The organism is Streptomyces olivaceoviridis (assembly GCF_014650115.1).
Taxonomy (GTDB): Bacteria; Actinomycetota; Actinomycetes; order Streptomycetales; family Streptomycetaceae; genus Streptomyces; species Streptomyces olivaceoviridis.
Window position 1 is genome coordinate 158,760 of the sequence record NZ_BMUI01000002.1, and the last position, 19,362, is coordinate 178,121.

Annotated in this window: 13 protein-coding genes and 1 pseudogene; 6 read left to right on the forward strand and 8 right to left on the reverse strand. The window is 74.6% G+C overall.

The window, feature by feature from the left end:
* Positions 1 to 70: 70 nt before the first annotated feature.
* The 6 genes from IE273_RS04600 to IE273_RS04625 form a co-directional block, all read right to left on the reverse strand.
* Positions 71 to 559 (reverse strand): methylated-DNA--[protein]-cysteine S-methyltransferase, encoded by a 489-nt coding sequence (locus IE273_RS04600; RefSeq protein WP_189813840.1) that lies wholly within the window; start codon positions 557 to 559, stop codon positions 71 to 73.
* A 52-nt stretch (positions 560 to 611) separates the two neighbouring features.
* The gene (locus IE273_RS04605) at positions 612 to 2,009 is read right to left on the reverse strand and encodes a bifunctional transcriptional activator/DNA repair enzyme AdaA (protein WP_189813841.1); all 1,398 of its coding nucleotides are present in this window, start codon (positions 2,007 to 2,009) and stop codon (positions 612 to 614) included.
* A gap of 79 nt (positions 2,010 to 2,088) precedes the next feature.
* Positions 2,089 to 3,183, reverse strand: coding sequence for a ribosome small subunit-dependent GTPase A (gene rsgA, locus IE273_RS04610; RefSeq protein WP_189813842.1), 1,095 nt, complete (start codon positions 3,181 to 3,183; stop codon positions 2,089 to 2,091).
* Positions 3,184 to 3,436: 253 nt separating this feature from the next.
* Entirely contained in the window at positions 3,437 to 4,912 is a 1,476-nt protein-coding gene (locus tag IE273_RS04615) for a cellulose-binding domain-containing protein (protein WP_189813843.1), read from the reverse strand.
* 216 nt (positions 4,913 to 5,128) lie between these two features.
* Positions 5,129 to 6,490 (reverse strand): radical SAM protein, encoded by a 1,362-nt coding sequence (locus IE273_RS04620; RefSeq protein WP_189813844.1) that lies wholly within the window; start codon positions 6,488 to 6,490, stop codon positions 5,129 to 5,131.
* A 157-nt stretch (positions 6,491 to 6,647) separates the two neighbouring features.
* Positions 6,648 to 7,655 (reverse strand): hydroxyacid dehydrogenase, encoded by a 1,008-nt coding sequence (locus IE273_RS04625; protein ID WP_189813845.1) that lies wholly within the window; start codon positions 7,653 to 7,655, stop codon positions 6,648 to 6,650.
* A gap of 110 nt (positions 7,656 to 7,765) precedes the next feature.
* Between IE273_RS04625 and IE273_RS04630 the strand changes: the two genes are divergently transcribed.
* The 6 genes and pseudogenes from IE273_RS04630 to IE273_RS04655 all read left to right on the forward strand — a co-directional run bounded on the left by IE273_RS04630 (position 7,766) and on the right by IE273_RS04655 (position 16,120).
* Complete coding sequence (locus IE273_RS04630; protein WP_189813846.1) at positions 7,766 to 9,058, forward strand: FAD-binding protein; 1,293 nt, start codon at positions 7,766 to 7,768, stop codon at positions 9,056 to 9,058.
* A gap of 152 nt (positions 9,059 to 9,210) precedes the next feature.
* Entirely contained in the window at positions 9,211 to 10,461 is a 1,251-nt protein-coding gene (locus IE273_RS04635) for an ROK family transcriptional regulator (protein WP_189813847.1), read from the forward strand.
* Between the two features lie 17 nt (positions 10,462 to 10,478).
* A complete protein-coding gene (locus IE273_RS04640) occupies positions 10,479 to 10,856 on the forward strand; it encodes a hypothetical protein (protein ID WP_373309300.1) in 378 nt (125 codons plus the stop codon).
* A gap of 144 nt (positions 10,857 to 11,000) precedes the next feature.
* A pseudogene (locus IE273_RS04645) lies at positions 11,001 to 13,883 on the forward strand (glycoside hydrolase family 2 TIM barrel-domain containing protein).
* Between the two features lie 60 nt (positions 13,884 to 13,943).
* Positions 13,944 to 15,479 carry a hypothetical protein gene (locus IE273_RS04650; protein WP_189813848.1) on the forward strand — a complete coding sequence of 512 codons (1,536 nt, stop codon included), beginning with the start codon at positions 13,944 to 13,946 and terminating at the stop codon, positions 15,477 to 15,479.
* A 56-nt stretch (positions 15,480 to 15,535) separates the two neighbouring features.
* A complete protein-coding gene (locus IE273_RS04655) occupies positions 15,536 to 16,120 on the forward strand; it encodes a TetR/AcrR family transcriptional regulator (RefSeq protein WP_189813849.1) in 585 nt (194 codons plus the stop codon).
* A 552-nt stretch (positions 16,121 to 16,672) separates the two neighbouring features.
* Here IE273_RS04655 and IE273_RS04665 read toward each other — a convergent pair.
* Both IE273_RS04665 and IE273_RS04670 read right to left on the reverse strand, forming a co-directional pair.
* Entirely contained in the window at positions 16,673 to 17,575 is a 903-nt protein-coding gene (locus IE273_RS04665) for an isocitrate lyase/PEP mutase family protein (protein WP_189813850.1), read from the reverse strand.
* A gap of 65 nt (positions 17,576 to 17,640) precedes the next feature.
* The gene (locus IE273_RS04670; protein ID WP_189814175.1) at positions 17,641 to 19,362 is read right to left on the reverse strand and encodes a DUF2264 domain-containing protein; all 1,722 of its coding nucleotides are present in this window, start codon (positions 19,360 to 19,362) and stop codon (positions 17,641 to 17,643) included.

The following is a 19,362-nucleotide window of genomic DNA, read 5'->3' on the forward strand; positions in this document are numbered from 1 at the left end:
AGGGGGCGCGGGGCGAAAGGCGGGGCAGGGCGGGAGGCACGGCTGGGCGGGGAACGCGACGGGCGGCGTGTCAGGGGAGCACGCCCTCCAGGGTGAGCAGCCGGACCTTGCGCTCAAGTCCCCCCGCGTATCCGGTCATCGATCCGTTCGCGCCGATCACCCGGTGGCAAGGGCGCACGATGAGCAGCGGGTTGGCGCCGATCGCCCCGCCGACGGCGCGAACTGCGGCGCGGGGCGCGCCGATCCGGGCGGCGATCTCGCCGTAGGTGGCGGTGGCGCCGTACGGCAGCTCGTCCAGCGCGGCCCAGACCCGCTGCCGGAACTCGGTGCCGGTCGCCCGCAACGGCAGCCGGAACTCCTTGAGTTCCCCGGCGAAGTAGGCGGCGAGCTGGTCGGCGGCGGCGCGGAACGGCCCGGGGTCGTGCCACCAGCCGTCCTGGACGGTCCGGCCGCCCTTCTGTCCGGGCACGGACAGGGAGGTGAGCGCGCCGTCCGCGTCGGCGGTCAGCAGCAGCCGTCCGACGGGGGCGTCCAGGTGAGTGCAGTAGACGGTGGTCATCGCAGCGGATTCCTCGGCTCGGCGGTGGTCAGGGGACGGGCGGACAGGGCGGTCACCGGACCGGCTCCCCCGCCAGCAGCAGGTGCCGGACGGCGTACGACCGCCAGGGCCGCCAGGTGTCGGGGACGTCGGCGCCGGGCGGGGCGACGTCGGGATCGCCGAGGGCGCGGACGCGGAGGACGGCGACGGTGGCCGGGTCCATGCCGGGCACGGCGAGCAGGGCCTCCTCGGCGTCGTGCCGGTCGGCGCCCGGATCCAGCCGTACGGTGCCGTCGGCGAGGGCGGCGGCGAGCGCGCCCAGCGGGCCGCCGGGCTCGGCCTCGGCGAGGACGGCGGGCTCCGGGAAGAGGTGGGTCAGGCCGCCGTGGGGCGCGTCGAGCACCTTGCCGTACCGGCGCACCAGTTCCTCGGCGCCGTGGATGCCGGCCAGGGCGCGTACGGCGGGCTCCAGCGGGTCCACGGCGCCGGGCGAGCGCAGTCCGGGCCGGGCGGCGACCAGCGGGGCGAGCCGGGGGTCGGCGCCGAGCCGTTCGTCGACGGCGTACGGGTCGGCGTCCAGGTCGAACAGCCGGCGCAGCCGCTGCACGGCGGTGGTGAGGTCCCGGGGGTCGGTGAGGTGCAGCCGGGCGTCGAGCCAGCCGCCCGGGCGGGTGCCGGTGCCGGCCCGCGGGGTGCGGGCGCGTTCGTCGACGGCGGCGAGGCCGGTGCCGTACGGCAGCCGAAGGGTGCGCCGGTAGGTGCGGGCGCCGGGGGCGCCGGTCACCTCCTCGACGCCCGCTACGGCCTCCCGCGCGAGCTGGTCGAAGACGGCGGCGGACTGGTAGGGGCCGCGGTGGGCGAGCCGGAGCGGGATGCCGGCGCCGGGTGCGGCCCGGCGGGCGGCGCGGCTTCGGAGGGCGGCGGCCCGCACCTCGGTGGGGGTCGCGGCGTACACCTCCCGGATGGTGTCGTTGAACTGCCGCACGCTGGCGAACCCGGACGCGAACGCGATCTCGGTGACCGGCAGGTCGGTGGTCCGCAGCAGCACCCGCGCGGTGTGCGCCCGCTGGGCCCGGGCGAGCGCCACGGGTCCGGCGCCCAGTTCGGCGGTGAGCTGCCGCTGGACCTGCCGGGCGCTGTAGCCGAGCCGAGCGGCGAGCCCGGCGACGCCTTCGCGGTCCACGACGCCGTCGGCGATCAGGCGCATGGCCCGGCCGACGACGTCCGCGCGGACGTTCCACTCCGCCGAGCCCGGCACGGCGTCCGGCCGGCACCGCCGGCAGGCCCGGAATCCGGAGCCCTGCGCGGCGGCGGCCGTCGCGAAGAACCGTACGTTGCGCCGTTTCGGCGTCACGGCCGGGCAGCTGGGCCGGCAGTAGATGCCGGTGGTCTCGACGGCGAAGAAGAACACCCCGTCGAACCGCCCGTCCCGGCTCCGCACCGCCTCGTACCTGCTGTCTTCGTCCTTCACGTGGTCCAGTGTGGGACGGGCGGGAGGGAGGGGCCAGCGGAAATCGGACGTGGAGCCGGCGGGCGCGGCCGGGGTGTCCCTACGCCCACCGCCCCCGCTTGGCCTCCAGCGCGGCCTTCCCTTCGGCTCCCTTCCGCCTGTACTCCCGGCGCAGTTCCGCACGGGCCCTGGCGTCCGTCTTGGCCACGATCCACTGGTTCTCCCGCAGCAGCTTCCGGTAGCTCTCCAGCCGCCGCTGCGGAAGCTCCCCGTTCTCCACGGCGGACCGCACCGCGCAGCCCGGCTCGGACTCGTGGGCGCAGTCCTGGAACCGGCACCGCTCGGCCAGTTCCTCGATCTCGGTGAACACCTGCCCGACGCCGGTCTCGGCGTCGAAGAGGCCGACGCCCCGCAGGCCGGGGGTGTCGATGAGCACCCCGCCGGAGGGCAGGGCGAGCAGGTTGCGGGTGGTCGTGGTGTGCCGTCCCTTGCCGTCGACGTCGCGGGCCGCCTGCACGTCCATGACGTCGGCGCCGACGAGCGCGTTGGCGAGGGTGGACTTGCCCGCGCCGGACTGGCCGAGCAGCACGCTCGTACCGGAGCCGACGAGCGCGACGAGCACGTCGAGTCCGTCGCCGTGCAGGGCGCTGACGGTGAGGACGGGCACGCCGGGCGCGCTGGTCTCCACGTCCTGCACGAGGTGGGCCAGGGTGACCGGGTCCGGCACGAGGTCGGCCTTGGTGAGGACGACGACGGGCTGGGCGCCGGACTCCCAGGCGAGGGCGAGGAAGCGTTCGACGCGGCCGAGGTCGAGTTCGACGGCGAGGGAGACGGCGACGACGGCGTGGTCGACGTTGGCGGCGAGGATCTGCCCCTCGGACCGCTTGGAGGAGGTGGAGCGGACGAAGGCGGTGCGGCGCGGCAGGTAGGCGCGCACGTACCGGGGGTCGCCGCCGGGGTCGACGGCGACCCAGTCCCCCGTGCACACGACCTTCATCGGGTCGCGGGGCACGACGAACTCGGTGTCGGCGCGGACGTTCCCGTCCGCGGTGACGACGTCGCACTGTCCGCGGTCGACCCGGACGACCCGTCCGGGCAGCAGCCCGTCGGCCTCGAACGGGGCGAACGCCTCGGCCCAGGACTCGTCCCAGCCGTAGGGAGCCAGTGCGGAGAATTCAGCGGAGGTGGAAGTCAAGGGAGACCCTTCACAAGGGTGGCCCCGGGCAGGCGCGTACGGTGCGCGGTCGGTTCAGCCGGCGGCCACGGAGGTGGACTTGATGAGTTCCTGGATGAGGGCAGCGCCCAGCGCAGTGACAGCCATCTGTCGACACCTCCTCGTCCTCGCTCGCGCGTCCGCACACCACCTCGGCGTGCCAGGCAACTGTAGCCCGTGGACGGGCCGGTACGTCAAAGCATTTTCCGCCCGACCGGAAATTCCGCGCCCGCGGTCAACCGACCGTGCAGGGCGAGCCGTTGAGCGTGAAGCGGTACGGCGTGCGGTTGCCGCCGGTCAAGGAGCCCAGGAAGCCGAAGGACAGGGTGCCGTGCGCGGCGACCGTCTTGTTGTAGTCGGCGGCGGTGGCGGTGACGCGGGGGCCGTCCTGGTGCACGGTGGCGTCCCACATCTGGCCGACCTGCTGGCCGTCGCGGAAGGCCCAGGACACCTCCCAGCCGGTGAGGGCCTGGTCGGTGGTGACGCTGACGGTGGCCTGGAAGCCGTCGGGCCACTGGCTGTCCAGTTCGTAGGCGACCCGGCAGCCGGCCGGCCGGGTGGTGGCGGAGGCGTTCACCGGGCCCGCGCGGTGGGTGGCGGAGGAGGTGCCCTGGGGTTCGGGGTCGGGCTTCTGCGGGGCGGGCCGGCGCTCGGTGCGGGTCGCGGAGGCCGGGGCGGAGGGGGAGCGCGTGGCGGTGGGGCGGGCCGCGGTGCGGGAGACGCCCCGGTCGGCGACCGGCTGCCGGTCGTCCTGGGCGGCGGCGGTGTCCTCGCCGGAGCCGCCGAACGGCATCATCGACACACCGAGCGCCAGCGCCGACAGCAGCACCGCGGCGGCGAGGAGTCCGCCGCGCAGCACCCTGCTGCGGCCCGCGCCCTCCTCCCGGTCGTCGGCGTCGGCGCCGCCCGGGCGGCCCGCGCCGAGGCGGACCTCGGTGGCGCGACGGCGCCGCTCCAGGTAGGCGAGGCCGCCCCAGCCGATCACGCCGCCGGCCAGCGCGCCGGGCAGTCCGCCGCCGTGCAGGCGCAGACAGGCGGCGGCCTCGGCGCACCGCACGCAGGTGGCGAGGTGCCGGGAGAGGTCGCCGGGGGTCTCGACGGCGGTCGAGCGGGTGACCGCGTCCAGCAGTCGGGCGTAGCTGCGGCACTGCGCGTCCATCGGGGAGTCGAGGTGGGCGCGGTGGCAGCGGTCCCGGAACAGGCCGCGGACCTGGTCGAGTTCGTCGGCGACGGTGGCCGGGTCCAGGCCGAGCCGGCGGGCCACGGTGGGCAGCGGGAGCGCCTCCACCTCGGCCAGCCAGAGCAGGGCGGCGTCCGCCTCCTGCATGTCCCGCAGCCCCCGCAGCGCGACCGGCCGGCCGAGCGGCGGCCCGGAGAACCGGGCCGCGCTGCCGGAGTTGAGCCACAGTCGCAGCTCGGGGTCGAGCTTGTGCCCCTGCCCGTCGGCCTCCCAGGCGGCGGCGGTGGCGCGTACGGCGGTGAGCAGCGCCGGGATCGTCGGCAGCCGTGCGGTGCGGCTTCCGGCGCCGCGCACATGGGTGCTCGCGGCGGCACGGACCTCGCGCATGCCGAGCGTGAACGCCTCGGTGGCGAGCTGGTGGGCCGTCAGGGACCCGGAGGTGCACAGGTCGGCGTAGGAGAGCACCGCGTCCCAGCACTCCGAGAACAGCGCGGCCTCGGTGTCGTCCTGAGGGGTCGGCAGGTCGGGCATGGGACTCCTGCATCCACGAGCGAGGGCAACTCACCAAAGGGGAAAAGGAGTTGCGGGGAACCCCGCGGCAGGGCACAGAGCCTTTCACGCTCCCGCCACAACTGACAAGCGACCTGTTCACATCCGGCTACCGACAGTGGCGGCGGGCGCGCGTGCCGCGATCAGCCCGCGACTCCGGCCTTGGGTACGGACGCGGACGCGGTTCTGCTCACCGGGTCACACCCGGACCGGCTCCTCCCCCGTCTCCGTTCCCTCCGCGTCCTGCGCCGACGTGTCGTCCGCGGGCAGGCTGTCCATGAAGGAACTGACGGAGAAGACCGCGCGGCCGGGGCCGGGCGGGCCGTAGCCGGGCGGGGAGGACAGGCCGAAGTCGTCCATGGTCTGCCGGTAGGCCTGGAGCAGCCGGATGTGGTATTCCAGCGGCGCGCCCTGCGGGTTGGCCTTGCCGAGCGGGGTGGTGGGCTCCGGGCACCAGGTGGTGAAGCGCGGGGTGATGCCGTGCGACATGAAGAAGCGCAGGCCCTCGGTGGTGGAGGCGATGGCCTCGTCCACGGTGGTGAAGCCGAACGGCTCGGCCATCTCCACGCCCGCCACGAAGTTGGGGATCACGTTGCGCGCGCCGAACACCTCGGCGGAGTCCAGGATGCGGCGGTGCCACTCGTCCCGGCCGACGTAGCGCTCCTTGCCGGGGCAGTACAGCTCGAACAGCCGGCGGTCCCACACCTCGAAGTTGGGGTGGTAGATCTGCACGCCGTAGTCCTTGAACCGCTGCACGTCCGCCTTGGGCAGCGCCTGCGCGACGACCTTGCCGATCCAGCGGCCCGGGAAGCGCTCCTCGATGGCCTTGGCGTAGTGGCCGTAGAAGTCGGCCTCGTCCCGGCCGGCCACCTTCGACGTGATCGCGCCGCCGGTGAGGGTGTAGGCCGTCGACGCCTTCTGGGTGTCGTACCGGTCGATGATCTCCAGCGCCTCCAGGACCTCCTCGACGTCCTTGACGCCGGTGTAGGGCCGGCCGGCGGCCTTGTGCTGGCGCCAGTTGTGATTGATGTCGCAGTACTGGCACTCCTCCTTGGCGCCGAAGTACTGGCAGACCCGGAAGACGGTCAGGTAGATCAGGTAGCCCCACTGGATGGTGGGCGCGACCTCCATCACGGACTTCCCGTTGGAGAGGGTGTGCCGGTAGTACTCGGGCATCGGCGGCACCCCGACGTCGGCGACGCGCCGGCCGTCGAGGTACAGCCCGAGCAGCCCTTCCTCGTCGGCGGCGACCCGGTACGGCGAGGCGGGGTTCACCCGTACGGAGACGACCGTGCGCCTCAGCTCGTACGGGCCGCCCGTCAGGATGATCTCCTCCGGGGGCCGGCGCAGCGCGGCCTCGCCCAGCTCGGGCAGGGTGCCGTGGTCGAAGGAGAAGATGAAGTACGACTTCGGTTTGACGTCCCCGTCCTCATTGTCACTGAGTGCGGATTTGTCGAAGGCGACACCGCCCCGGAGCAGGTCCTCCTTGAAGACGGCCTCCCGCGGCACCTGCGGGAACCGCTCCATCAGATCCTCGACCAGCGCGGTGCGACTGCCCATCCGTCTGTCTCCTCCCGGCTCAGGCGTACGCCTCTCACCGTATGCCCCCGCCACCGGAACCCCTGTGCCGGGGCCCCGGCGATCCTACCGGTACACCCCATTTATCCACTTTGGCGATGAAATCGGCAGCGCGCCGCCGCTCCCCCGGTCGGCACGCTCAGGCCGTGCGTCCCAGCTCCGCGGGGTCGACCGCGTGCAGCAGACCGTCGCCGGCCGACAGCCGCTCGGCCTCCTCCACGACCACCCGCCCCAGCCGGGCCACCTCGTTGCCCTGCGAGCCGGCCAGATGCGGGGTGAGGAAGGCGTTCGGCAGGTCGTACAGCGGGGAGTCGGCGGGCAGCGGTTCCGGGTCGGTCACGTCCAGCACGGCGCTGAGGCGTCCGGCGCGCAGCTCCGCTATCAGTGCCTCGTGGTCGACCAGGGCGCCGCGCGCGGTGTTGACGAGCACGGACCCGGCGGGCATCAGGGCGAGCTCGCGGGCGCCGATCAGATGGCGGGTCTCGGCGGTCTGCGGGGCGTGCAGCGTCACGATGTCCGAGGTGCGCAGCAGTTCGTCCAGCGGCAGCAGCGGTACGCCGAGCCGGGCGGCCTCCGCCGCGTCCACGTACGGGTCGGCGAGCGTGACCGCGAGGTCGTGCGGGCGGAGCAGTCCGAGCAGGCGGCGGCCGATCCGGGAGGCGCCGACGACGCCGACGCGGCGGCCGTGGTTGCCGATGCCGGGCAGGATGTCGCCGTGGGGAAGGGCGCGCCGGTCGCGCAGCCGGTCGCGGAGGGCGAAGACGTCCTTCCCGGCGAGCAGGATCATGGCGAGGGTGTACTCGGCGACGGGCACGGCGTTGGCGGCGGCGGCCGTGGAGACGGCGATGCCCCGCTGCCACACCTCGGGCGTGGTGAACCCCTTGACCGAGCCGGCCGCGTGCAGCACGGCGCGCAGCCTCGGCGCGGCGTCCAGGACGGCCGCGTCCAGGCGGGGACAGCCCCAGCCGGTGATCAGGATCTCGGTGCGGGCGAGGACCTCCCGCACCCGGGCCCCGGTGAAGTCGTGCGCCACCAGAGCGGGATCGATGTCCACGCACGCGCGCAGCCGGGCCAGCAGTTCCGGCGGGAAGACGAGCGGCACGTTCCGGGCTGTCATGGCGAACAGCGCCTGGGGACGCTCGGGCAAGGAAGGGACCTTCCGGCTCGGTGACGCTCGGACAGCAACCGGTCTCTACGGTAGGCGGCGCCGAATGAGAGGGTCAACGCAGACGCAACGCTCCGGGAGAGGACGCAGGGATGGCTGAGACCGCAGGGACCACGGGGACGACGGGGGCCGGGGCCACCGGCACGGGCGCGGTCACCAACTGGGCACGCACCGTCACGTACGCGGCGCGCGCGTTCCACCGTCCGCGCACGCCGGAGGAGCTGGCGGCGCTGGTGGCGGGGAACGCGCGGGTGCGGACCCTGGGCAGCGGGCACTCCTTCAACCGGATCGCCGACCCGGGCCCGGAGGGCGTCCTGGTGTCCACCGCCGGGCTGCCGCAGACGATCGACGTCGACACGGCCGCGCGTACGGTCCGGGTGTCGGGCGGGGTCCGCTACGCCGAACTGGCCCGCACGGTCCACGCGCACGGTCTCGCCCTGCCCAACATGGCCTCCCTGCCGCACATCTCGGTGGCGGGTTCGGTGGCGACGGGCACGCACGGCTCGGGTGTGACCAACGGCCCGCTGGCGTCGGCGGTCCGCGAGGTGGAGATGGTCGTCGCGGACGGCACGACCGAGACGATCGGCCGGGACGACGCGCGGTTCGGCGGTGTGGTCACCTCCCTCGGCGCGCTGGGCGTCGTCACCGCGCTCACCCTCGACCTGGAGCCGGCGTACGGGGTGGAGCAGCGGGTCTACACCGAACTCCCCCTGGACGGCCTGGACTTCGAGACCGTCGCCGCCGCCGGGTACAGCGTGAGCCTCTTCACCGACTGGCGGCGGCCGGGCTTCCGGCAGGTGTGGGTCAAGCGGCGCACCGACCGGCCGGCGGTGGACTTCCCGTGGGCGGCGCCCGCGACGGAGCCGCTGCACCCGGTGCCGGGCATGCCCGCGGCGAACTGCACGGAGCAGCTCGGGGTGCCGGGGCCCTGGCACGAGCGGTTGCCGCACTTCCGGGCCGAGTTCACGCCGAGCAGCGGGGAGGAGATCCAGTCGGAGTACCTGCTGCCGCGACCGGCGGCCCTCGACGCGCTGCACGCGATCGACGGCATCCGGGAGACGGTCGCCGGCGTGTTGCAGACCTGCGAGGTGCGGACGGTCGCCGCCGACCCGCAGTGGCTGAGCCCGGCCCACGGACGGGACTCGGTCGCGCTGCACTTCACCTGGGTGAAGGACGAGGCGGCGGTGCTGCCCGTGGTGCGCCGGCTGGAGGAGGTGCTGGAGCCGTTCGACCCGCGCCCGCACTGGGGGAAGGTCTTCCGGATCCCCCCGGCCGTACTGCGCGGGCGGTACGCGCGGTTCGCCGACTTCCGGGACCTGGTCCGCGCCCTGGACCCTTCCGGCACGTTCGCCAACGCCTTCGTGCGGGATCTCCTCGACCGCTGACGGCCGTTCGCCGGGGCGCCTCCCCCGACTTCCTCCAGCCCCTTTCCAAACCCCTTGTCGAAAGTCCCTCCCAGCCCATAGCCTGACGCCCGCGCCGGTGCCGGAGCCGCCCCGGCCCGCACCGGTCCGCACGGGAGGGGAGGGGCAGCCACGTGAAGCGCACCTCACGTGACATCCGCACCGCGAACCGCTACGAGGTGCTGCGCCAGATCATCGCCGAGTCCCCCACCTCCCGTCAGGAGCTGGCCGCGGCCACCGGGCTGAGCCTCGCCACGGTGGCCACGCTCGTCGGTGAGCTGCTGGACCTCCGCATGATCACCGAGGTCGGGTTCGAGGACTCGGCCGGGGGCCGCCCCCGCGGGCTGGTCGCCGTCAACGCGTCGGGCGGCGCGCTGATCGGCGTGGACATCGCCGAGACGTACGTCCACGTGGAGCTGTTCGACCTGGCGTTGAACGTGCTGGCCCGCGCCGACGAGGACATGCGGCCCGGCGAGAGCCGGCCCGAGCAGGTGGTCGGGCAGGTCGCCGCCGCGGTCGGCTCGGTGGTCGCCCAGGCCGGCATCGAGGCGGCCCGGGTGCTGGGCGTCGGGGTGAGCGTGCCGGGCCAGGTCGACCGGGACACCGGGGTCGCCGAGTACGCGCCCAACTGGGACTGGCACGACGTGCCGTTGCTCGGTCTGCTCGCCGAACACCTCGCCTACCCGCTGTACCTGGACAACCCGCTGCGCGCCTGCGCGCTGGCCGAGCTGTGGTGCGGGGCGGCGCGGGGCCGCGGGGACGCCGTCGTGGTCAACCTCGGCACCGGGGTGGGCGCCGGTCTGGCCCTCGGCGGCGGTCTGCACCGCGGGGTGAGCAACAGCGCCGGCGAGTGGGGGCACACCACGCTCGTACTGGACGGCCGGCTGTGCCACTGCGGCAACCACGGCTGCGTGGAGACGTACGTCGGCGCACCGGGCATCATGCGGAACCTGCGCGAACTCGACCCGCGCTCGGTCCTGTTGCACCCCGGGGACCAGACCGCCACCATCGACGCGCTGGCCCGCGCGGTCGCCCAGGACGACCCGGTCGCGCTCAAGGTCGTCCGGGACACGGCCCGTTACCTCGGCGCCGGCATCTCCGACCTGATCAATCTCCTCAACCCCGAGGTGGTCGTCCTCAGCAGCTGGGTGGCCTCCCGGCTGGGCGAACCGCTGCTCGGGGAGGTCCGCCGGGCGGTCGCCCGGCACGCCCTGGGCCGGCCGCTGGCCGCCACCGAGATCGTCCTCTCCCCGATCCCCACCGACCCGGTGTCCCTCGGCGCGGCCACGTTCGCGCTGGAGGGGGCGCTTCAGTCCGTGGGGCAGCGGACCAGCACCAAGCGCACCACCGCACCCGCGAGGAGCCGTACCGCACCGCCTTCGTGACGACGGAAGGGATGCACGTGTCCCACCTCCGCACCTCCCGGCCCCCCACTTCCCGGCCCCGCACCCGCGGACCCGTCCTGCTGACCGCCTCGGCCGCGCCGGCCGTCACCGGAGCCCTGCTCGGCTCCCCGCCCGCGAGTGCCGCCGGCACCGCCGCCACCCCGGCCGCCGAGGTCTCCCCCCACGCCGCCCAGACCGTCGACGACATCGGCGCGTCCGGCGCCTGGTGGGTCGACGACCTGAAGAACTTCGACCCCCAGGTCCGGGCCCGGGTCGCCCGGCTGCTGTTCTCCGAGGGCGGCCTGGACGTCAGCGGACAGGCGACGGCCGACGGCTCCGAAGTGATCCTCTACCGCTGCACCGGCGGCGCCAACGAGGTCAGGACCAGGCAGTAGCGCGGCCGCTTCCCCGACCGGGGGCCGCCGGTCACTCGCCTGACCCGGCGGCCCGCGACCCGCCTGCACCGCCCGACCCGCACGCCGACCGCCATCCCGATCCCGCCCCTGCTCCTCGTGTGCAAGGGCCGAGCCAGGAGACCGATGTCCTTCCCCACCCGCACCGACTACGTCGAGGACGTCTCCCCGGGGTCCGGGGCACTGCCGCCGCGCGCCTGGTACGCCTCCTCCGACGCCGCGTCCCTCTCACTCGACGGAAGCTGGCGGTTCCGGCTGTCGGACACGGCCGACGCCCAGGACGACTCCTTCGCGGCGCCGGGGTACGACGCCGCTGACTGGGCGGAGGTCCCGGTCCCCGGCCACTGGGTGCTCCAGGGCCACGGCTCCCCCCTCTACACCAACCACCTCTACCCGTTCCCGGTCGACCCGCCCCGGGTGCCGACCGAGAACCCGACCGGCGACCATCTGCGCGTCTTCGACCTGCCCGCCGACTGGCCGGCCGGCGGCGACGCCGTGCTGCGCTTCGACGGCGTGGAGTCCTGCGCCCGGATCTGGCTGAACGGCACCGAGCTGGGCGAGTTCAAGGGCTCCCGGCTGCCGCACGAGTTCGCGGTCGGCCCCTTGCTGAGGACCTCGGGCAATGTGCTGGCGGTACGCGTCCACCAGTGGTCGGCGGGCTCGTACCTGGAGGACCAGGACCAGTGGTGGCTGCCGGGCATCTTCCGCGACGTCACCCTGCTGCACCGCCCGGCGGGCGGCGTCCGGGACTTCTTCCTGCACGCCTCCTACGACCACGTGTCCGGCACGGGCACCCTGCGCGTCGACTCCGACGTGGCGGGCCGGGTGACCGTCCCGGACCTCGGTGTCGACGTCCCCACCGGTGAGCCGGTGACCGTCCCGGTCGAGCCGTGGACGGCGGAGACGCCGAGGCTGTACGACGGCCTGCTGGCCACCGGGGGCGAGCGGGTGCCGGTGCGCATCGGCTTCCGCACGGTGGAGCTGTCGGACGGCCTGATCAAGGTGAACGGCCGCCCGGTGCTCTTCAAGGGCGTCAACCGGCACGAGTGGCACCCGGAGAAGGGCCGGGCCCTCGACCTCGCGACCATGCGCGAGGACGTGCTGCTGATGAATCGGCACAACATCAACGCCGTCCGCACCTCCCACTACCCGCCGCACCCGGCCTTCCTCGACCTGTGCGACGAGTACGGCCTGTGGGTGATCGACGAGTGCGACCTGGAGACGCACGGCTTCACCGAGCAGGGCTGGCGTGACAACCCCGTCGACGACGACCGCTGGACCCCGGCCCTGCTCGACCGGGCGGCCCGCATGGTCGAGCGGGACAAGAACCACCCCTCGGTCGTCATCTGGTCGCTCGGCAACGAGGCCGGCACCGGCCGGGGCCTGACCGCGATGGCCGAGTGGATCCACGCCTGTGACGCCTCCCGGCTCGTGCACTACGAGGGCGACCACACCTGCCGTGACACGGACGTCTACTCGCGGATGTACGCGAGCCACGCCGAGGTCGAGCGGATCGGCCGGCGGCTGGACGGCGGACCGCTCAAGCGCCGCCGGTTCCCCCTCGTCCTCTGCGAGTACGCGCACGCCATGGGCAACGGGCCCGGCGGACTCGCCGACTACCAGCGGTTGTTCGAGGCCCACGACCGGCTCCAGGGCGGCTTCGTCTGGGAGTGGATCGACCACGGCATCGCCCACCCCGAGCTGGGCTACGCCTACGGCGGTGACTTCGGCGAGGAGCTGCACGACGGCAACTTCGTCTGCGACGGCCTGCTGTTCCCGGACCGGCGGCCCTCCCCCGGCCTGGTCGAGTACAAGAAGGTGATCGAACCGGTCGCCATCACCGGCGACGGCGCGGCCGGCACGGTCCGGGTCACCAACACCTACGACTTCGCGGACCTGTCGGCGCTGGCCTTCTCCTGGTCGTACGAGGTCGAGGGCGAGACCGTGGACTCGGGGAGCCTGTCGGTGCCCGCGCTGGCGCCCGGCGAGTCCGCCGAGGTCGAGCTGCCCGCCGTACCGGCCGCTGCCCCGGCGGGCGAGGCGTACTGGACCGTCCGGGCGGTGCTCGCCTCCGGCACCGCGTGGGCGCCGCGGGACCATGTCGTCGCCTGGGGCCGGCTCCCGGTGTCGGCGCGCCGGACGCCGTACGTCGCCGCGACCGCGCGCCCGGCACCCGGTGACGGGTGATCACCCTCGGCCCGGCCGTCTTCGACGCCCGCACCGGGGCGCTGCGGACGATCGGCGCGGTGCCGGTCACCGGTCTGCGCCTGGACGTGTGGCGGGCCACCACCGACAACGACGACGGTGCCGCCTGGCAGAGCGACCTGCGCTACGGCCCGCTGTGGCGGGGGCTCGGCCTGCACCGGACGCGGCACCGCCTGGACACGGTGGAGGCCGGCGAGGACGCGCTGACGGTCCGCACCCGGGTGGCGCCGGCCGGCCGGGAGCTGGGACTGTCGGCGGTGTACCGCTGGACGTCGGACGGAGACCGGCTCCGGCTGACCGTGTCCACCGTTCCGGACGGCGACTGGACCGTCCCGCTGCCCCGCCTCGGCATCCGCTTCGGGCTGGCCGCGGCCGACCGGGTGCGGTGGTACGGCGGCGGGCCCGGCGAGGCGTACCCGGACACGCGCACGGCGTCCCGGATCGCCCGCTGGCAGTCGACCGTGGACGAGCTCCAGACGCCGTACGTGCGCCCCCAGGAGAACGGCGCCCGGATCGACGTCCGCCGGGCGGAGCTGGACGGCCTGCGCGTCGAGGGCGACCCGGCGTACTGGTTCACCGCCCGCCGCTGGACCACCGAGCAGCTGGACGCGGCGGCCCACCGCACCGACCTGGTGCCCGGCAGCGGCTCCGGCGCGGGCGTGTGGGTGCACCTCGACCACGGCCAGCACGGCATCGGCTCCCAGTCCCTGCGGTCCGGGCCCGCTGCCCCGGTACCACCTGCGGGCCGAGCCGGCGGAGTTCTCGTTCGTCTTCTCCCCGACCCCCGCTGCGGAGACCAGGTGACCGACACGGCCGAGAAGCCGGGGGTGCTGTACGCGCCGATCGGCTGAGTACAGTACGCGCGTGGCAGCCCAGCCCTACAACCGCCGAGTCCGCCTGGTGGTGGAGGTACGTGACGAACCGGACGAACGCGAGCTGGCGGCCGAGGTGTTCGGCGCCCAGGAGGGCTGGCGGGTGCGCCCGGCCCGGGACACCGACGCGATCAGCGCGGACGACGGTTACGCCGCCCTGGTCGTCGACGTCCCGCTCCGGGGCTCCCGCCTCACCGCCCGGTCCACGGCGGTCGAACGGCTGACCCGGCTGGCGTCCCGGCGCCGGCTCGACGTGTGGGTGCGCGAGGCCGCCCTGATCCGCCCGGGCGACGCCGAGCCGGTGACGACGTACCACGTCCACCACAAGGTGCCGGACGACGCCGGTCCGGTGCTGCGGTGGCTCGCCGAGCACTGGATCGCCGTCGGCGGCTGGGACGTCGGGCGCACCCTGCACCTGCGCGGCCCGCACACGGACGAGCAGCGGGACCAGGCACAGGCCGAGCTGACGAGCCGCACCCTCGGCGGCGCGCCGTTCGACCCCGAGGCGCACGACCTGCGCAGGTCGATCGGGCCGGCCCCGCGCGACGGCCGGGCCGGTCCACGGCGCGCGTCGCTCACGATCGCGCTGGGCTGTCTGGTCGCGTTCGCGTGCCTCGCCGCCGGGATCGTCGTCGGCACCTACGCGACACCCTGGCGGTTCCCGGCCCTGCTGATACCGGCGGCCCTGTGCCGGCCGGTGGGCCGGTGGGTGACCTCCAACGAACCCCGGCCGTGGCTCGTGGCGTTGGGCTGCGGGGCCGTCCTCACCGGCGGCCCCGCCTTCCTGGGCTTCATGTGGGCGGACTCCGGCGACATCGGCGTCCGCCGCCAGCTCGCCGCGTTCGCCGTGGTCGCGCTCGTCGCGTTCACGGTGTTCGGCCTGTGGTACGCGCTGAGCGAGTCCTGGTTCAGCCGCAACATGCAGTGGTTCCTGCCCGTGCTCGCCGCACCCGTGCCGTTCGTGATGCCGTGGGCCGGGTCCTTCCTGCACGCCATGTACCTGGAGGACTTCTTCGGCATCCCCGTGGACTCGGTGCACGTGGCCTTCTACTGGCAGTACGCGGTGGCGTTCCGGCCGCTGGCCACGGCGGTGGGCTGCGGCCTGGTGCTGCTGGCGCTGGGCGGCTGGGCCCGGCACTTCCACCTCCAGACCGGCGCCACCGGACTCGTGCCGTGGGTGCTGCCGCTGATGCTGGTGGTCGCGGTGCTCACGGTGACGGTCGGCGCGCTCAACGGCGTGGGCGAGGCCGCCGACCGGACGATGGACGCGGTACGGGCCGGCCGGCGTCCGCCCGCGTACTTCGGGCTGCGCGGCGAACTGGTCTGTGTCAGGCCGCTCGACGCCAAGGTGCCGGTCATCAACGGCCCGGTGCCCGTCCGGCACCCGGTGCTGTCCTTCCAGGCGAGCGGGGACACCGTCTGGCTGTGGGACCCCGACCCCGCGCGCGGCGGGGACACCGCCCTGCACGCGCTGCGGCTGCGCGCGGAGGACGTGGCACTGGTGAGGGCCGGGGGCACCCACTGTTGACACCCCGCTACCTAGGGACTCTAGGCTATGACCTAGGAACCCAAGGGAGGTGGCCGGTGGCCCGGGTGGGAGTGACCGTCGAGCGGCTGGTGGCGGCAGCGGCGGAGCTGGCGGACGAGGCCGGCTTCGACCACGTCAGCATCTCGGCGCTGGCGCGCCGCTTCGGCGTCAAGGACGCGAGCCTGTACTCGCACGTCCGCGGTCTCAAGGACCTGCGCACCCGCCTCGCCCTGTACGCGGGCGAAGAACTGATCGACCGGATCGCGGCGGCGGTGGCCGGCCGCTCGGGCAAGGAGGCGCTGCGGGCCTTCGCCGGCGCCTACCGGGACTACGCGCTTGAGCACCCGGGCCGGTACGCGGCCACGCAGATCCGCATGGACCAGGCCCTCGTCGCCGACTCCCCCGCACTGCACCGCACCGCACAGATCACCTACGGCATGCTGCGCGCGTACGGCCTGGAGGAACCGGACCTGACGGACGCGGTGCGCCTGCTGCGCAGCACCTTCCACGGCTACTGCCTCCTGGAGGGCGCGGGCGGCTTCGGCGCGGACCGGGACGTACAGGCCTCCTGGGACAAGGCCGTCGACGCCCTGCACCTCACCCTCGCCCACTGGCCCCGGGAGCAGGAGAACGATGGCTGACACACCCTCCTACGACGTCACGGGCCGAGGTCCCGTGCTGCTGCTCGTGCCGGGCGGGGCCGGGCATCCGATGGGCCTCGGACCGCTGACCGAGCGGCTGGCCACGCGCTTCACCGTGGTGACGTACGACCCGCTGGGCCTCGCGCACGGCCGGCTCGGGCACCCGGTCGCCGAGCAGCGGGTCGCGGACTGGAGCGAGGGCGCGCGGCGGGTGCTGGAGGAGGTGCTGCCGGAGGGCGGGACGGCGTCGGTGTTCGGCACCAGTTCCGGTGGCATCGCGGTGCTGGACCTGCTGGCGCGGTACCCCGGGCGGCTGGCGCACGTGGTCGCGCACGAACCGCCGTGCGTGACGGTCCTGCCGGACGGGGCGGCGCGCCGGGCCGAGCTGATCGAGCAGTTGGACGGCCCCGGACGGCCGCCCGCCGAGGGCGGGTCGGCGACCCCGATGGGCGTCTTCCTGGCGCGTGTCCTGCGCCCGTTCTCCGCGTACGCGCCCGCCCTGACCCCGCCCCCGGGCCGGCTCACCCTCACCGCCGGCGCCGCGTCACGCGGTCAACTCCTGCACCGCACGACCGAGTTCCTCGCCGCACGCATGGGCTGTGCCTTCACCGAGTTCCCGGGCGGGCACCTCGGCACGCTGGACCACCCCGTGGAGTTCGCCGACTCGCTCGCCGAGACACTGCGTTCCAGTGCGCGGACATCGGCGTAGGACGGGGTCGTACCGGCCGGGGCGCGCCCGGCCGCGATGTCGGTCACCGCGTCCAGGGCCGCGCCCAGCGCCCGCCGGTACAGCAGCGAGCCGAGGCTGACGCGGCGCACGCCGAGCCCGGCGAGGTGACCGAGCGTGGGTCCGGTGGGCGAGTGGAGGACGTTGAGGGGGACGGTGGTGTGCCGGACGAGAGCCGCGATGCGCCCCGGGTCGGTGACGCCGGGTACGAACACCCCGTCGGCGCCCGCTTCCTGGTAGGCGTCGAGCCGGCGCAGGGTCTCCTTCTCGTCGCCGTCGCCCGACCAGTAGGTGTCGGTACGGGCGTTGACGAACAGGCCCGGCACGGCCGCCTTGACGGCGGCGATCTTCGCCGCGTGCCGCCGGACCGGGCCCAGGCCGTCCTCCAGGTTGACGCCGACGGCTCCGACGGCCCACAACTCGCGTGCCAGTTCCGCGACTTCGTCCGGGTCGTCGCTGAATCCGTCCTCGGCGTCGACCGAGAGGAGGTACGGCCCGGAGCCGAGGATCAGGGCGAGACCCACGGTGTGCTCGCGGGTCGCGCCCTCCCCGTCGGGCAGCCCCACGGCCGCCGCGACCGCCAGGCTGGTCGTGCCGATCGCCGGGAACCCCCGGTCGGCGAGGGCGGCGGCCGAGGCGTGGTCCCAGGCGTTGGGCAGCAGCAGCGGGTCGCCCGGACGGTGGTGGAGGCCGGCGAAGGAGGGGGCGGGAGCGGGCTCTGCGGTCATACGGCCATGCTGCACCCCGGTTGTTTCGGCGCCCGCCGAAACGTACGGCACCCCTCCGCGCCGCCTCACAGGGGCGACACCGACCAGGACGGGCCGACGGACACCTCGTCCGCCGCCGTGAACCGGAAGGCGGCGGCCGGCCCCCCGGACCAGCTCACCCGCACCTCGTGGCCGTGCTCGTCGCCGTCCGTCTCCACGCGCGCCAGCTCCGCCGGCGGCAGCGGGTCCGGCTCCCCGGTGAGCCGGGCGAGCGCCACGAAGAGCGTGGCCGCGCCGTCCCCGGTCACCCCGGTCAGCTCCGCCGACAGGCCGGTGACCGGGGTGAGCTCGGCGCGCAGGCCCTTCCCGCCCGGCCAGCCCGTCACCCGTACCGGCGTGCCGGGTGCCGCGCCCGCCACCAGATGGGCCCGCACCTCCATCGCTCCCCGAACGGCCACCAGGCTGGTGACGGTGATCCCGGCGCGCACGGTGTGCCGGGAGGCGATCCACCCCTCGCCGGTGCCGAGCGGCTCGATCCGCGTACGGCTGGGATCGCCGTCGACGATCACGCTGTTGTCGTACGACGGCACGGGCGCGGTGGCGGTCGAGTAGGCGAGCCGGGTGTAGTAGGGGTCGTAGCGGACGTCCTCGCTGCCGTGGTTGTGCAGCCGGACCACACCGTCCGAACGGGTCGTCTGGAGCAGCCAGTTGGGGGCGGGCACGGGGTGTGCCCCGTCGGCGCGGTCCGCCGGACCCGGCTCCTCCCGTGCCGTCCACACCTCGTGCCCGGGCGGCAGCAGCAGCCCGAGGAAGCCCTTGCTCGCCCAGTACGGCGAGGCGGGGCCCGAGTAGGGCTGCGCGACGGACTCGTCGGGGCCGAGCCAGCCGAGCGGCAGCAGGCCCCGCTCGTCGACCGCGCCGCCGTCGAGGAAGTACCGCAGCGTGCCGGAGGCCAGCCGCCGTGTCCCGCCCGGCGGCAGCGGGGTGTGTCCGGTCAGGGCCCCAAGCCAGAGCGGGGCCGTCGTCGCGAAGCGGTAGGTGAGGGAGCGGCCCTGGTGCAGGGGGGCGCCGTCGGCGCCGAACAGGCGGGCGTAGTCGGCGAGGTGGCGGGACAGCCGGCGGCCGTAGCGGGCGAGCAGCTCGCCGTCGTCCGCCAGCCATGCGTGCAGGACGGTGTACAGGTGCAGGGCCCAGCCGTTGTAGTAGTCGAACTTCCGGCCGTCGCCGTCCGTGTACCAGCCGTCGCCGACGTACCAGCCCTCGACCCGTTCCAGCCCCCGGTCGACCGCCTTGCGCGCCGCCTCCTCCCGGTGGCCGGTCTCCGCGAGGAAGCCGCCGACGGCGACCGGGAACAACTCCCAGTTGCACGGCCAGGGTTCGGCGGTGAGCGCGTCCGCCAGCCAGGCGGTGGTCCGCTCGCGGACGGCGTCGTCCAGGCGGTCCCACAGCAGGGGTCGGGTGAGCCGCAGGGCGAGCGCGATCGAGGCGGCCTCGACCAGCGGCTGGCCGCGGTCCGTGATCCGTGGCCAGACCCCGCCGGGCCCGGCCGCGAGGCCCTCGGCGTACCGGCCGAGCGCGGTCTCGTCACGGCGGAACGCGGCCAGCAGCAGTGTGCGCGCGTACCCTTCGAGGCCGTCGGAGAGGCGGCCGGCGTGGCTCACACGGTCGCCGGGCAGGTGGTAGAGGGCGCGGTCGGGGGTGGCGTACGGTTCGACGGCGGCGAGCAACGCGTCGGCGGCGGCCTCCCAGTGGGCGCGGGTGAAGCCGGTGTACGGGCTCGACACCCGGTCGTCGGCGGGCAGTTCGAT

What these genes read in the sequence shown, in the direction of transcription:
- IE273_RS04600 (WP_189813840.1), bottom strand. Translation starts at nt 559, where the DNA reads ATGACCACCGTCTACTGCACTCACCTGGACGCCCCCGTCGGACGGCTG.
- IE273_RS04615 (WP_189813843.1), bottom strand. Translation starts at nt 4,912, where the DNA reads ATGCCCGACCTGCCGACCCCTCAGGACGACACCGAGGCCGCGCTGTTC.
- IE273_RS04620 (WP_189813844.1), bottom strand. Translation starts at nt 6,490, where the DNA reads ATGGGCAGTCGCACCGCGCTGGTCGAGGATCTGATGGAGCGGTTCCCG.
- IE273_RS04630 (WP_189813846.1), top strand. Translation starts at nt 7,766, where the DNA reads ATGGCTGAGACCGCAGGGACCACGGGGACGACGGGGGCCGGGGCCACC.
- IE273_RS04665 (WP_189813850.1), bottom strand. Translation starts at nt 17,575, where the DNA reads ATGACCGCAGAGCCCGCTCCCGCCCCCTCCTTCGCCGGCCTCCACCAC.